The following is a 16,166-nucleotide window of genomic DNA, read 5'->3' on the forward strand; positions in this document are numbered from 1 at the left end:
TGGTCGGGGACACATCTTGTTCTCGACCGATCTCGACAAAATGATGGCGTTTTCTGCAATGGAAAAATAGAGCAGCAGAACGATACATCATGAACATCTCCCTCGAAGCACTCCCTCATCTTAAGTAAAAAATGCAAATAACGAATTTGAAAATCGGCGTACGGCTGGGCATGGCGTTCGCCGTTGTACTGGTATTGATGGCATCCATGATAGTGATTGGTGTATGGCGCCTGCAAGCAGTCGCACAAGCAACTGTGCACATGGAGGCCGCTGCGCAGACAGAGCGTTTATCGCATCAATGGTATCTGGGTAATATCGCCAACGCGGTGCGTACCACGGCACGTGTGAGAAGCAACGATGCTGAAGTACAGAAACAATTCCAGACCGAGATGGAAGCGCAAAGTATCGAAATCACCAAGCTGCAAGATCAAATCAGTAGCCAGATTCAAAGTGATGAAGGCAAAAAACTGATGAGTGTGGTGGGTGACAAGCGCAAGGAGTATATGGATATCCGCAAGGATGTCTTCAAGCTCAAGAGCGAAGGCAACGCAGCCGCCGAAGTAACGGCAAAAAAAATGATTGAAACCAAGATGGATCCAGCATTGGATTCCTATAACAATTCAGTCCTGGCGGTGGTGGAGTTTCAACAAGGGATTTTCCAGAAAGCGAAAACTGCTGTCGATGATTTGTATCTATCCGGTCGCGCTGTATTGATTACCTTGGGAACGATTGCATTGGCATTGGGTGCTTTACTCGCGTGGTTGCTGTCACGCAGTATCACGCGTCCCTTGGGATACGCGGTCGAAGTTGCACGTACAGTCGCTTCTGGCGATCTGCGCAACAAGATTGAAGCCAAGTCGAGCGACGAAACCGGACAATTGCTGCAAGCGTTGAAGGACATGAACGACGGCTTGGTCAAGAGCGTGAGCGAAGTCAGAACGGGTATCGATACCATTGCTACAGCATCGAGTCAGATCGCAGCGGGCAATCTGGATTTGTCCAGCCGTACTGAAGAGCAAGCCAGCTCACTGGAAGAAACAGCCTCATCAATGGAAGAGCTGACTTCAACCGTGAAGCAGAATGCCGACAATGCACGTCAAGCCAATCAACTTGCAGTATCTGCCTCCAGCGTGGCAGAAAAAGGTGGTGCAGTGGTGTCGCAAGTGGTCGATACGATGGAAGAAATCAATTCCTCTGCCAAGAAAATCGTGGACATCATTGGCGTCATCGACGGCATTGCTTTCCAGACCAATATCCTGGCCTTGAATGCCGCGGTAGAAGCAGCACGTGCGGGTGAACAAGGCCGAGGATTTGCCGTAGTCGCAAGTGAGGTGCGCAATCTGGCACAACGTTCGGCCGCTGCCGCAAAAGAAATCAAGGCACTCATAGGCGACTCTGTCGATAAAGTCGAGACCGGTAGCCGACTGGTAGAAGAAGCTGGCGTGACGATGGATGAGGTTGTGCAAAGCGTGAAGCGCGTGACCGACATCATGTCCGAGATCATGGCCGCGAGTCAGGAACAAAGCGCTGGCATCGAGCAAGTGAATCAAGCCATCGGTCAGATGGATCAAGTCACGCAGCAGAACGCAGCGCTGGTAGAAGAGGCTGCAGCCGCAGCCGAATCACTCAATGATCAAGCGGCCAAGCTGGCAGAAGCCGTTAGCGTGTTCAAGCTGGATGGTGTAGAAGTGTCTGCACCGATCAAACGAACTGCAAAAATCTCAGCGGTGGCATCGCATCGTGCTCCTGCCCAACGTACGATCGCTGCACCAGTACGTCAAAAAGTTGCGAATGGCGCAGCAACGGGCGGGGACGATTGGGAAGAGTTTTAATCGTCTGCTCTTTGCATCTCTTTTAAAAGGCCGGGTTCTTACCCGGCCTTTTTTATTTTCTGCCGTACTTTGCTCGACTATCGTTTTTCGTCTTCTTTGCTTGTCCGACTGATGTCTGTGCAATGCAAGCATGTCTGATTATTTTCTTTCTCGCTTATTTTTCATATCTAAAAATATTTCCATGTGGAAATAAAATTCAGTGAGATAGCCACCACTACTTGTTGTGTGGATGTAACTCAGTGTTTTGCGTTTACATGTTTGTCATGCAGGCGATAGACATCATCCGGTCTCTCTGTACTTCACTTCGTTTTTCTCCGCGCTTTTCTACTCATCCTCATAGCAGTTTCAGGGTTTTTCAGACCTTCTATTTTGACGTTAATCAACCTCCGGCAACGATTGCTGCACGGGTGTTTTTAACTGTCCTTTTCCGCTGTTCCACACACTGCATTTTTATTTCTGTTTGCAAATGTTTGCGAACGTTTACATGCCGTTTCAGAGGGGGAACTTTATATTCCGTTCGGCAATTCCCGTGCATCAAATCAATTATTTAAACAGCAGATTGTTGCGACTTTGTGTTTAGAAAATTATTTAAAAAGTAGATAGGCCTGTCATGTTGCGTTCACCATTCTTTGCCGGATTCTCTTTCCTTACTGTGTTGCGCTCTGCGTCACTGGCTGTGCTGATCGGTATGTTGCCGATGTCTGCATTTGCGGCATTGACGGCCTCCGTGACGACGCCTGATCCTTCTTCATTTTTCCCTGGTGAGGTGAGAATCCTGCGCATTACTTTGTCGAATAGCGTCGGTACGCAGATCGATAACACTGCATTCGATAATAATTTGCCGGGGACTTTGCCTAATGGTTTGAAGATCGCTGGTACACCTACTTCTACCTGTGGCGGCACGCTAACAACGGTACTAGGCACGCAACAAATCAAACTGGCGAACGGGATTATTCCTGCATCAAGCAGCGGTACTGATGGCGTATGTACGATCGATATTCCAGTGACGGCCGGGACTTCGACAGGGAGCGCAGCCAGCTATGATTACCAGCTTGGCAATGGCGCAGTAACGGGAGTTGAGGGTCTTACTGCTGTGGCAAACAGTGGTTTCGTCACACAAACATTTGGTGTGAGGGCATTGCAGCAACCGCAGATTGCGAAGTCGTTTGGCAACTCCACACTCATACTTGGCGGCACATCTACGCCGTTGACTGTAAAGGTTACGAATCCTAATTCTGTCGCCATTGGCAGCTTCAATATTGCCGATGCTTTTCCTCAGCTTGGCGGCAATGGAATTATCAAGGTGGCAGCTGTACCGAATGCGACGGCTAGCTGTAGTGATGGTTCCATACCCGTATTTAGCGCGGGCATTGGCGCCACAACGATAAGCGGTTCCGGTTCATTGCCGGCGAGTGGCAGTTGTACCTTCACCGTCAATGTCGAAGCGAATCAGACGAATGGTGCTTACACAACCGGGGCACAAACCAATCTGATTAATCGTACTAGTGATTTCAGTACGGGTTTGGGCATGCCGGCAGCTGCGGATGCAAAGGCAACGATCACGGTAGTTTCGCCACTGCAGGTGAGCAAGGCATTCCCCAAAACGGCACTTTCCAGTGGCGAGGCCGGCAGCTTTGTGATTACCCTGAAAAATGAAGGTAATACGGCTCTGGCTATTACCAGTTTTAGCGATACGCCTATCGATGGTGTGGGTGGAGCGACCGCGACTAAGGGCTTGCTGGTTACCAGCTCATCCAATACATGCGGTGGCACAACGACGAATACTGCAGTCGGCATTACGCTCAATGGCGGCAGCATTCCCGCTAACGGTACTTGTACCGTCACCGTCAATTTCACCGGCAGCGTTCAATCAACCGGTGTACCCGTTACTTATACAAATTCGCTGCCTGAAGGTGCGGTCGATGTCGGCATTCCTGCGATACGCAGTCAAGATGCTTCAGCGACTATTTTGGTTGCCGATGATTTACGTATCTTGAAGAGTGCAACACCTGCAGTCGTTGCACCCGGGAATCCGATTCAATACCAGATCACGGTGGAGAATTACGGCGTCGGTGTGATTAACAACGTCACCGTGACCGATCCGTTCAGCCATGGTCAAACATTTTTGACCGGCAATATCAATGGCATCAACTATTTACCGACAGTGGAAGGTGCTGGTTGCGGAACGCTAAGTTCTAGCAGCGTGGTCGGTGCGACTTCTGCCGTTCTTGCGCTTAGTTCTATTCCCGGACGCAGCAATATCAATGTACCGGGTACGTGTACGGTCAAATTCTGGGCAATGACTTCACTGACAGTCAATACCTCAACCGACAACACGATTGCTGCTGGTGGCGTTTGCTACAACAACGGTGCTGGAAACATCTGTAACGGTAGTCCTTCAAATCCAACGGGGCCTAACAATACGGTACCGGTTCTTGCTGCGACGAAGGCATTTGCTGAATCTACTCCGGGCGTCAATACTTTTTCTGAAGGCACGATCGTTCGTATGACGATTACGCTGAAGAATAAGTCGGCAAATCCGCTGACCAATGTAAGCATCTCGGATACCTTGAAGCTCGCGAATACTGGTGGTGGGCAATTGCGTATTGCAACACCGTCGAATGCAGCCAGTACTTGCGGTACTCCGACGATAGATGCTGTCGCAGGTTCCACATCGATAGCAATGAATGGCGGGACGGTGCCAGCGCGGGCAGATGGCGGAACCGGTGCCGATGGCACATGCGTATTACTCGTTGATGTGGTTGGGCCAGCAGGTGTTTATCCGAATACTGCAACGGTCGGTGGCACTGAAACATTGGCTAATAATCAACCGCGTGCGCTTGTACCGCTTGCGACGAATACACCAGTTCTGACGTATACATCTGCACTAACTGCAAACAAAAGTTTTAATCCGGCCAGTATTGCGTCGGGTGGTAAATCGACTGTCACGGTCCAGCTTTTAAATTCCAGCACTCTGCCGCTGACGAACGTCAAGGTAACGGATCCACTGCCAGTCGGCATGGTATTGGCAACGCCGCCTAATGCGTATTCAACATGTGCCGGTACGCCTGTGATTACGGGTGCTGCGGGCGACGCGACTATTTCTCTTACGGGAGCAAACATCAATGCTGGTGGCAATTGCTCGCTTCTGTTTGATGTAGTGGCAACTGGCAGTAGCAATTGGGTCAACACTATTCCTGCGAACGGCATTCAAGCCGATGGTGGCGTACGTAATGTCGTACCAGTGACGGCGACATTGACGCGTAATGCGTCAACCAATCTGTCGATTTTGAAATCGACCACTCCGTCTACCTTGACCTTCCCAGGACAAGTGAGTCAGTTGACGATCGATATCAACAACGGCACGCAAGCAGTTACCAATATGGGCGTGACAGATTATTTCACCACGGACGGTACGGCAGGTGCTCCTAATAACGGTTGGGTCATTACCGCGAATCCATCGGCGACCACTACTTGTCCTGGTGGCAGTGTTGTGGCGATTCCGGGCTCACATTCGGTCAGTCTGAGTATTGCGACCTTGGCAGCCAATGCAGCTTGTTCGATCAAGGTTAATGTCACATCCAATGTTGCCGCTGGTGTGACCAACGTTATCCCGGCCGGCGCATTGCATACCGATCAAGGTTTGACGAACAGCAGTCCTGCATTTACCAGCCTGGCGACCAGCAGCAATGTCGGGATTGAAAAACAGTTCACACCGAATGTAGTGAAACCGGGAGAGCGTTCGCGTTTGCGCATTACTTTCCTTAATCCGACTTCTCAGCCTTTGAGCAACCTGAGTGTTATTGACATACTGCCGGCAAATATCAGTGTGCCTAGTGGTGCTAATCCGACGTCGACTTGTCTCGGTGCGACGGTTTCTTCTTCGGTAGTAGGTGGTTTGCATCAAGTGCAAGTGAGCGGCGGTAACTTGATCGCGGCAACAGGCTTGACCGCGGCTAGCTGCGTGGCAGAAATCGATGTACTGGTGAATGCCGCAGGCGATTACGTGAATACGATCCCGGCGAATACGGTCATAGGTTCATCTGGCGGCATCCCCGTAACAAATAAAGATCCAACCAGCGATACCTTGCGTGCCAGAGCGCCACTGACAGTACACAAGGCGTTTAGCTTGCGTACACAAGATAGCGGTAATCCTGGCGGCTTTACAACCGGCGTTGATAACAAGGCGGCAGGTGCAGTCGCTGTATTGACGCTGCGTTTTGAAAACAGCAATAGCGCGCCGCTGACCGGCTTGGGTGTGAATGATACCTTGCCGACGGGATTAGTGGTCGCACCAACCCCGGGAGCCAGCACAACATGCGCGGGCGGTACGGTAGTGGCAACAGCATCTGCCACCAGTATTCGTGTGGCTGGCGCAACAGTGCCTGCCAACGGCTTCTGTCTTGTAACGGTCAATGTGCTGAGCAATATTTCCGGCACATATATCAATACGATTCCAAGTGCAGCGGTGACAACGAACGAGGGCATCGTCAATGAAGAAGCGACGAGCGCGAAATTGATCGTGTCTACACCGCCTACGGTGGGCAAGCAATTTTCACCAGCCGTGATTCCAGCAGGAGGCAAGTCACGTTTGAGCATTGTGATCGGTAATGACAATGCATCAACCATGACCTTGACGGCTAACTTCGACGATGTACTGCCGATTGCGCCTGGTCAAATCAGTGTGGCTGCACCACCAAACATGGTCAGCACTTGCGGTGGCACGGTCGTGGCAGCTGCGGGTGCAACGAGTGTGCGCCTGAATAACGGTGGAACGATTCCGCCTGGTGGTTGCACCATTGATGTTGATGTCACTGGGATGACGGCAGGTGCGCATACCAACAATATCCCAGCTGGTAGTTTGAAAACAGATTTGGGTAATAACCAGCAACCTGCCAATGCAGTGCTGACCATCAGCACACAAGGTTATGTGTCGGGCAAGGTATTCAAGGACAACAATGTCCTGCCGAACGGTACTTTCGAAAATGGTATCGATACACCGATTGCAGGATCAGCAATTGAATTACATAGAGGTGCGACTTGCAACGGTGTACTGATTGCAACTGCAGTCACCGATACCTTGGGTAACTATACGTTTGCCGGTTTGATCGCAGATACGTATACCGTTTGTCAGCCAGGCCAGCCGGTTGGCACGACGAATGGTATTACCACAGCGGGAACGATCGCCAATCGCAATGGCACGACAGGCACTGTCGGTATTGGATCTAATCCGACAACAAGCAGCAGTCTTATCAGCAATATCGTGTTGAACGATAACGGTACTGGTGATGTAGCAGGTTCTGTGAACAATAATTTTGCCGAAGTTGCGCCTTCCTCTATTTCAGGGATGGTCTTCAAGGATATTAATAACGACGGCATCAAGAATGGCGCCGATACACCGCTCGCCAATGTGGAAATAAGGTTGAGCGGCACCGACATCTACGGCGCTACTGTTAATCTGACGACGACGACGGACGCTAACGGCAATTACACGTTCAGCAACGTCTTGCCGGGTAATTATTCGGTCATCCAGCCTACGCAGCCACCAGGCACGTCGAACGGCAAAACGGTTGCCGGTACGGTGCCCAATGGCGGAACACCGGGCACGGCAACTGCGCCGACGGTTGCTGTGAGTGTGATCAACAATATCGTCTTGCCGCCGAACACGACTTCTCTCAATAACAATTTTGCCGAGTTACCGAATAGCGGAACCATCTCTGGTCTGGTGTTCCTCGACTTTAATGACAATGGTTTGGTCGATGGCAATGATCACGGCATCGGCGATCAAGTCATTAATTTGACGGGTACGGATGAGAATGGCTTTGCCGTCAGCAGAACGACTACCACTGCAGCAAATGGCACTTACAGTTTTACCGGTTTGGCTGCAGGTACGTACACGGTTACGCAACCGGTACCGCAAGCAGTAGGAACAACAAACGGCAAGACAATCGCTGGCAGTACCGGTGGTACCGCGACGCTGCCCGCTGTTGCTGTCTCATCGATTTCCAATATCCCGCTCGCATCTAACGGCATATCCGGCGATAACAATTTTGCTGAAGTACCTGGCGCTTTCCCTGATCTGGCGATTGTGAAATCGCATGCACCAGCCAGCTTTGCGGAAGGTTCAAGTACGGGTGTTTACACGGTCAATGTATCGAATATCGGTGCAGTTCCTTCGATAGGCACGATAACAGTCGTGGATACCATGCCGATCGGCATCACTGCTGTAGCGGCAAGTGGTACAGGCTGGATTTGTACAAATGCAGTGACCTCGGTGACGTGTACTACGGATAGCGTTATTGCTTCTGGTGCGAATGCTCCGGCGATCACGATTCGTGTTGCTGTCGCTGTCGGGACTGCAGGGAAAATTCTAGTGAACACTGCAACCGTTGCCGGTGGCGGTGAACCACCTGGTTTTGAAAGCAACAACAAGACCACGGATCCAACGGCAATTGCACAACCTGCTGCGGTATCTGGTCACGTATGGCTGGATCAAAACCACGATCGCATCAAGAACGATATCTCGCCGCTGGAGCGCATAAAAGGTTGGCGCGTTGAATTGATGTTGAATGGTATGGTCGTTGATACCGCCATTACTGACGATAACGGCGCTTACGGCTTCCCTAGTGTGACGCCATCAACCGGCTACACCATCCGCTTCCGTCATCCGACGACCGGCATGATTTTCGGTGACGCAATTCCGAATGAAATCGGTGCGACCTTTATCAGCGGTGATTTCAATCCGACCAGTAGTCCGGGTAACAAGGGCGGTGCAGAACTTGGCGACGGCACGCTGAAGAATCTGCGTTTGCTGGCTGGCGAATCGTATCCGCAACAAAGTCTGCCGCTTGATCCCGCTGGTGTGGTTTACAACGCGGTGACACGTGAACCTGTGGGCGGCGCAGTAGTCACGATCAGTGGCCCGGGCGGATTCAATCCTGCGACACATTTGGTTGGTGGCACGGCAAATTTTGTGACAGGTGCCGATGGTTTTTATCAATTCCTGCTGAACGGTGCACCGAGCGGTACTTATGCACTGACGATCACGACGTATCCGGGCGGATACCTGCCATCGCCATCAACAATGATCACAGGATGTACTGCAACGTTGACGGTAACGCAGAACCCTAATCCTGCGCTGGTACAAAACAATAGTTTGCCGCCAACGAATGCAGCGCCTTTGCATGATCCTGCTGCTTGCGCTGCAAGCAGTGCAGCGATGGGTATGGGTGCTGGCTCGACGCAGTACTACTACACGTTTGTGCTGGATGGGAACTCGGCCCACGTCGTCAACAATCACATCCCGCTTGATCCGGTTTTGGGCGGTGCGATTGTCATGACCAAGAGCACTCCGCTGGTGAATGTAGTGCGTGGTGATCTGGTGCCGTACACGATCACGGCTACCAATACGCTGGCCGCAGCGCTGACGAACATTAATGTAGTGGACGTGATTCCGGCTGGTTTCCGTTATCGCACCGGTTCGGCTTCATTGAACGGTGTGACGACAGAGCCGGTGGTGACTGGTCGCAGCCTAACATGGGCTAACCAAACCTTCAAGGCAGGTGAACGTAAAACGTGGCGCATGTTGCTGGTGGTCGGTACCGGCGTATCCGAAGGTGAATACATCAATCGCGTTTCGGCCTTGAACAACACTGTCAACACGCAGGTGTCGAACACAGCGACAGCGACCGTCCGTGTGGTGCCTGATCCAACCTTCGATTGTTCCGACATCATCGGAAAAATATTCGATGACAAGAACGCCAACGGTTATCAGGATCAGGGCGAACCAGGTATTGCGAATGTACGTATCGCGACTGCACGCGGTTTGTTGGTGACCAGCGATCAAGAGGGACGTTTTCACGTTGCTTGTGCAGCGATTCCAAATGCGGATCGCGGTTCCAACTTCGTGATGAAAGTCGATGAACGTACCTTGCCTTCCGGCTATCGCCTGACAACCGAGAACCCACGCGACGTCCGTGTCACGCGCGGCAAGATGGTCAAGCTCAATTTTGGCGCAACGGTACATCGCGTAGTACGACTGGAATTGTCCGGTGCGGCATTTATCGGCGATGGCACGGAGTTGCAAGCATCTTATATCTCGCAGTTGGAGAAGTTGCCTGAGCAATTGCAATCGCGTCCTACGGTCTTGCGTATCGCATACCGCCAAGGAAAGGAATCCAAGGATCTCGCCAAGAAACGTATCGCCGCCGTCAGTGAACGAATACAGCGTATGTGGAAGGAGAAGCGAAAGATAGATGACAAGGAAAGCGAGCCACTTGTGCCACTCATGATTGAAACAGAGCTGGAGGGCGCACAATGAAGCTCCGTCCACACACCATCGCACTTGCGATAAGCATGTTGTTTGCCGGTCCATCGACATGGGCCGATACGGAAGTCAACGGTAAGCGCGTCGATAATGGCCGCATCGATTTGTATGCAGTGCCGCCACCGACAGAAGTGCAGCCTGCGATTGCCTATCCGATGCCATCCGGCGTCACGCGTGAAGAAGCAACAGCGATGCGCAATCGTGCAGCGCAGATTCCTGCGGCTCCGGCTGAAATGAATAAGTCTTTGCAAGAAGCAAAAGGCCTCAGCCTGTTTGTTTCTGGCAAGGCAGATTTAACGGCATCGGCCAAGGCATCGATAGAAGCATTGGCAGAAGAAATCCGTGCAAGAAAAGGTGCGATCTCCGGCATGCGTATTGCCGTGGTTGGTCATACCGATAATCAACGCTTGTCGCCAAATGCAAAACGTATCTTCACTGACAATCAAGGTTTGTCGGAAGCACGTGCACTGGCTGTCACTGCCTATCTGAAACAGTTGCTGAATAATCCTGCGATCACTTATTCGATAGCAGGCAATGGTGAAAGCAAGCCGATTGCATCGAATGCTACGCCGGAGGGCATGGCGCGTAACCGTCGTGTCGAACTGCAAGTATGGTTTGACGCTGCGGCACCGGTGGCTGCTGCTGTGCCGAAAGCAGCAGCTTGCTCACCGCAGGCAGTTGGATCGCCGGATGCGCCTTTCCGCATCACCATCGATGGTGTGCCTGTCGATGGCATTGCAGCAAATGAGGCAGATGGTCAGCGTTGTACTGACGTTGCTTTGGAACGCGCAGACATCCAGGTTCGTTACGACAGCCTGGCGATTGCGCCAACGATGAATATCTGGGCAACGCCTAACGCAGCAGTGAAGGGTGAGCCGGTAGAGTTCCGTGCATGGTCTAACTACATTCCATGGATCAAGAAGGCGGAATTACGTTTATTCCGCGCTGGACAGAAGACACAGGAAAAACCGTTTGAAATCCTGCCAGTGTCATGGAGCGGTGTGACGAATTGGACCGTGCCTGCGAACACGAAGGATGATCAAGTCTTTTATCTATTGCGTGTGTATGACGCGCAAGGTCGTTTCGATGAGACTAGTTTGAAATCGCTCAATCTGCTGAACCATGCAATGCCGGCGAATGAAGACAAGGACAAGATAGAACGTGAACGTTTGACCGGTTATGGCGAGAACAGCCTGGCACTGCGCAATATTCCAGTGACTGGTGGCACCGTGACCGTCAATGGCAGTCATTTGAAGCAGGATCAACGTATCGAAGCGTTGGGACTGGAACTGCCTATCGATGCGCAAGGCAAGTTTGCGATGAAACAAATCATGCCGGCCGGTCCGCAGTTTGTGGAAGTGACGCTGAAAGAAGCAGATGGTAGTGCCAATACCTTCCGTCGCAATCTGAACATTGCAGCCGACGACTGGTTCTATCTGGCCTTGGGTGATCTGACGGTCGGCAAGAATCAGGTGGCAGGGCCGATTAAATTGGTAACCGGCGATACCGATCATTACGACAATAAGGTTTATGTCGATGGCCGTGCAGCGTTTTACCTGAAGGGCAAAGTAAAGGGCGAGTATCTGCTGACAGCTTCTGCCGATACGCGCGAAGGGCCGTTCAAGGATTTGTTCTCGAACTTCTCCAGCAAGGATCCTAAGTATCTATTGCGCAGCATCGATCCGAACTTGTATTACCCGGTGTATGGCGATGACAGTACAACCGTGGATGATGCACCTACGCAAGGCAAGTTCTTCGTCAAATTGCAAAAAGGCGATTCGCATGTGATGTGGGGTAACTTCCAGACTACATGGACAGGAACCGAGCTAATGCAATATTCGCGTGGTCTGTACGGTGCGCAACTGCGTCATCGTTCAGAAAACGCAACGACCTATGGTGAGAAGCAGACGCAGATCGATGCTTTCCTCGCTGATCCAGGCACGCTGTCTTCTCGCGAAGAATTCCGCGGCACTGGTGGCTCCTTGTATTACCTGCGTCATCTGGATATCACGCAAGGCTCGGAGCGTATCTGGGTTGAAGTGCGCGACAAGGATTCCGGCATGGTGATCGAACGTCGCGAGCTGGCACCAGCGCAGGACTACGAGATCAATTACCTGCAAGGTCGCATTCTGTTGCAATCGCCTTTGTCGGCAACGGGCGGCAGCGCCGGATTGATCATGACATCTGCTGTTGGCGGTAATCCGGTCTATCTGGTGACGACGTATGAATATGCACCGGGTGTCACAGCAATCAATAATTTGTCGACTGGCTTCCGTGGCAGTCAATGGCTCAATGATCATGTGCAGCTAGGTATCAGCAGTTATCACCAAGGTGAAGATGGCACCAGCCAAACACTGAAAGGTATAGATGGCACCTTGCGTTATAAACCGGGCACCTGGGTAAAGTTCGAGGCAGCGCGTTCGCAAGGTCCAGGCAGCGGTGCACAAACATCGATCGATGGCGGTTTCGGTTTCAACACCTTGAACAGCGGCGGGATACAAAGCGCCGGGGCACAAAGGGTAGAAGCTGCAGTTGATCTGGCAGAAGTCACTGAGAGCATGAAAGGGAAATTTTCTTCCTATGTGCAAAACAGAGATAGAGGCTATTCCGCACCCGGTCAGATCGGTGTCAGTGGCGAAGCGATCAAACAGCATGGTGTAGCCGCCGATGTTGAAGTCGTGGTCGGTACACGTGTATTGGTCAAGGCAGATCAGCGCAATGGCGATTTGCAGGATAGTAAAAATCTGGAAGTCGCAGTGCGTCAAACCGTCAATCCGGAATGGGATGTGGCAGTCGGTGCGCGTATGGATGACCGTAGCAATGTCGTTGCCAATGCCAGTCCTCTGTTGTCGCAAACCGGTTCACGTACTGATGCGCAAGTGCGCGTTGCTTATAAACCAGTTCGTGTGGGCGGTAAGCCTGGTGAAAAAGAAAACTGGGAAGCCTACGGTTTTGTACAAGCGACCGTGGAACATGATGCAACACGTGATGCAAATAACCGTGCCGGCGTTGGTGGTGCCTTGCAGGTGAGTGAGCGCGTCAAGTTGCTGGCTGAAGTATCGGACGGCAATATGGGGTTGGGCGGCAAGGTCGGTGCCGATTATCGTTTATCGGATCGCAGCAATGCTTACCTGACCTATGCGATGGAAACTGAAAGTCCTGATATCGCATGGCGCGGTCGTCAGGGAACCTTGGTGTCCGGTGCCAGCACGCGTGTGTCGGATCAGTTACGTGTCTTCGGCGAAGGTCGTGCAAGTAACGGTGCCGGCCCGCAAAGTTTGACGCAGGCTTTCGGTATGGATTGGGCGCCTAACGATAGATGGAACTGGGGCGCGAAAGCAGAGTTCGGCACAGTCTCTGATCCATTAGCTGGCGATCTGGAGCGTCGGGCTCTGGGTGGTTCAGTCGGCTACAAAAAAGACGGCTTGAAGTACGGCGGTAATCTGGAATGGCGTCATGATGATGGCAACGTCTCCGGCAAACGCACGACCTGGTTGATGCGTAATACTTTGGGTTATCAGGTAGATCCGGCATGGCGTATCTTGAGCAAACTGAATATTTCTCGCTCAAGCAATAACCAGGGTGCATTCATCGATGGCAATTATCGTGAATTCGTACTGGCCAGTGCTTATCGTCCGGTTGATAACGATCGCTGGAACACATTATTCAAATACACCAATTTGAATAACGTGCCGACTAACGGCCAATTGACACCATCCGGTCTGACGGCAGATTATGCACAGCGTAGTCAGGTGTTTGCGATCGATACGATTTACGATTTATTCCCCTGGTTATCGATAGGCGGTAAATACGCATTCCGTATTGGCGAATTGAAAACGCCGGTAGCTGGTGGCGAATGGTTCTCCAGTCGTGCTGATCTGTGGGTGCTGCGTGCCGACTTCCATCTGGTCAAGGAATGGGATGCACTGGTTGAATTCCGTAATCTGCGTGCAACGGAAGCACAGGATGCCAAGGCCGGTGCCTTGGTCGGACTCTATCGTCACTTCGACAAAGGCATCAAGGCAGGTGTCGGATACAACTTCACCAATTACTCGGATGACTTGACTGATTTGTCGTATCGTAGTCGTGGCTTCTTTGTGAACGTACTGGCAACCTACTAATCGGCGGCTACATAAAAATAGAGGAGGGCGCATAGTCGCCCTCCTTTATTTTTTGGGAAAACGGTTTCTGTATAATGCGCGACCTATCAGGCTGATACCGACTATTCAGCCATTTCTCCTCCTTCAGGTTATCGCATTCAGTTTTCGTCAGAAATAAAATGTTCATATATCCGCTTGCCGCTGCTCTGTTTTTAATCGCCTCCGCAACTGTTTACGCAGAAGAAAAAAATAGCCGACATTTCTATTTAGGGATTGATGCTGCCAGTGGGAAAGCACGTGAGAAATCACATCCTGCCGGTTTCAGGGTTACATCAGAGACAGGCCGAGTAACGGGCGGTCGCTTGTTTGCAGGTTATCAGTTCGACGAAAAGATAGGCCTTGAATTAGGCATGGTCCGCAGCAGCAACTACAAGCAAAGTGCGACCAATGGTTTTGCTTCATACGATGCGGTGGTGGAAACGAAAAATTATGATCTGGTCCTGGTCTATAAATTAACGGACTATCTGCCGGGTTTCTTTTTAACCGGAGGTATGTCGTATAAAACTGCCCGTACGACAGCGGCAGTGCGTGTGCCGGTCTTGTCAATATCGACCAATGTCAGTGAAGAAAAATCTAGCTCCAATTTTTTAATCGGTGCTGGCTATGAAGCGAACATATCCGGATCACTTGATGGACGCATCAACTATGCGCGTTATGGTGAAGAGAATTTCCTGACATTCGGTGTGAAGTATCGTTTTGAATAAGCTTGATTTCCGCATGCTCTGATCACGATTCGTAATGTCCATTTAGTACATGCAGTTGTCGTTCTTGCGTATCCAGTCTCCAATTAGCTAGACCCATGCATTGCGCTAATTCTTGGCCATGGGCTGGCAATTCATCGTAGCGTACTGGCTTGGCCACTTTACGTAGCCAATACGATGCTCTCGCATTTTTCAGTCTGCACGCAGCATGCTCGGTACTTCGAAAGCATCTGCATCAGAAAGGCTGACATCGATCGATGCAATATCCATTGCATCCATTGAGTGCATAAATTCGGTAGCACTTCCTGCTGCTATCACTTGATATCCCTCACTCCTAAAAAAATTGGCAATCTCTTGCCGGTAATCGATTTCATCTTCCCGTAACAACAATCTTGTTTCGTCGATGACGCCAAATGCATGCAATACGAATATGCGTCAAGTCGCATTAATCGTTACCCGTGTCGTTAATTTACTTCGCATGAAGTCATGAATCATTGTTAAGTTTTGGGTACGGGTATCCGTAGAGGTAGGTGTTCGTTCGCGCTTTACAAATACTCGTTCTGCTGCGTTCTGATTTCTTGACGAGCGCAATGCATAGGCAGGATGAGGGCATACATAACAAGGGTCTTCATGGCACAGATTCTCAATATTCAAGGTATTACGGAAGTATTGGCATTCAGACTTGGCAGTGAAGAATATGGAATCAATATTCTGAAAGTGCAAGAAATACGCGGCTACGATGCAGTAACAAAAATTGCCAATGCACCTGACTACATCAAGGGTGTGATCAATCTGCGCGGCATCATCGTGCCCATCATCGATATGCGCATTAAGTTCAATCTTGGCTTGCCAACGTATGACCAGTTCACGGTCGTCATCATTTTGCACATTGAAAACAGAACGGTCGGCCTGGTTGTCGATAGCGTTTCTGATGTGCTTACGCTTACTGCGGATCAAATCAAACCACCGCCTGCGATAGGGACTACGTTGGATACCGACTATCTGATAGGTCTGGCCTCCATCAGTGATCGCATGTTGATTCTGGCTGATGTCAGCAAGTTGATTACTTCTTCTGATATCGCACACGCTGAAAACATGGCGGCATAAAGCTGTTGCTGAACACTTCTTCAATAAATGGAATGAGAAT

General features: G+C 51.0%; 6 protein-coding genes. 5 read left to right on the top strand and 1 reads right to left on the bottom strand.

Annotated features, from left to right (window positions below; translation table 11 throughout):
• The first annotated feature begins 131 nt into the window (after positions 1–131).
• From BQ6873_RS15885 to BQ6873_RS15900, 4 genes are all read left to right on the top strand, one after another.
• The gene (locus BQ6873_RS15885; protein ID WP_076593532.1) at positions 132–1,832 is read left to right on the top strand and encodes a methyl-accepting chemotaxis protein; all 1,701 of its coding nucleotides are present in this window, start codon (positions 132–134) and stop codon (positions 1,830–1,832) included.
• 610 nt (positions 1,833–2,442) lie between these two features.
• Positions 2,443–10,152 (top strand): DUF7933 domain-containing protein, encoded by a 7,710-nt coding sequence (locus BQ6873_RS15890; protein ID WP_083664489.1) that lies wholly within the window; start codon positions 2,443–2,445, stop codon positions 10,150–10,152.
• Positions 10,149–14,279: an OmpA family protein gene (locus BQ6873_RS15895; RefSeq protein ID WP_076593533.1), complete on the top strand. Its 4,131-nt coding sequence runs from the start codon at positions 10,149–10,151 to the stop codon at positions 14,277–14,279. Before BQ6873_RS15890 ends, BQ6873_RS15895 begins: the two co-directional genes overlap by 4 nt.
• Positions 14,280–14,437: 158 nt before the next feature.
• Positions 14,438–15,022, top strand: coding sequence for an outer membrane beta-barrel protein (locus BQ6873_RS15900; RefSeq protein WP_076593534.1), 585 nt, complete (start codon positions 14,438–14,440; stop codon positions 15,020–15,022).
• A gap of 189 nt (positions 15,023–15,211) precedes the next feature.
• Here the strand turns inward: BQ6873_RS15900 and BQ6873_RS18075 are convergent, their stop codons facing one another.
• Entirely contained in the window at positions 15,212–15,442 is a 231-nt protein-coding gene (locus BQ6873_RS18075; RefSeq protein WP_157889179.1) for a response regulator transcription factor, read from the bottom strand.
• A gap of 207 nt (positions 15,443–15,649) precedes the next feature.
• Between BQ6873_RS18075 and BQ6873_RS15905 the strand changes: the two genes are divergently transcribed.
• On the top strand, positions 15,650–16,126 hold the full coding sequence (locus BQ6873_RS15905) for a chemotaxis protein CheW (protein ID WP_231949372.1): 477 nt from the start codon (positions 15,650–15,652) through the stop codon (positions 16,124–16,126).
• Positions 16,127–16,166 lie beyond the last annotated feature (40 nt).

The organism is Herminiimonas arsenitoxidans (assembly GCF_900130075.1).
Classification (GTDB): domain Bacteria; phylum Pseudomonadota; class Gammaproteobacteria; order Burkholderiales; family Burkholderiaceae_D; genus Oxalicibacterium; species Oxalicibacterium arsenitoxidans.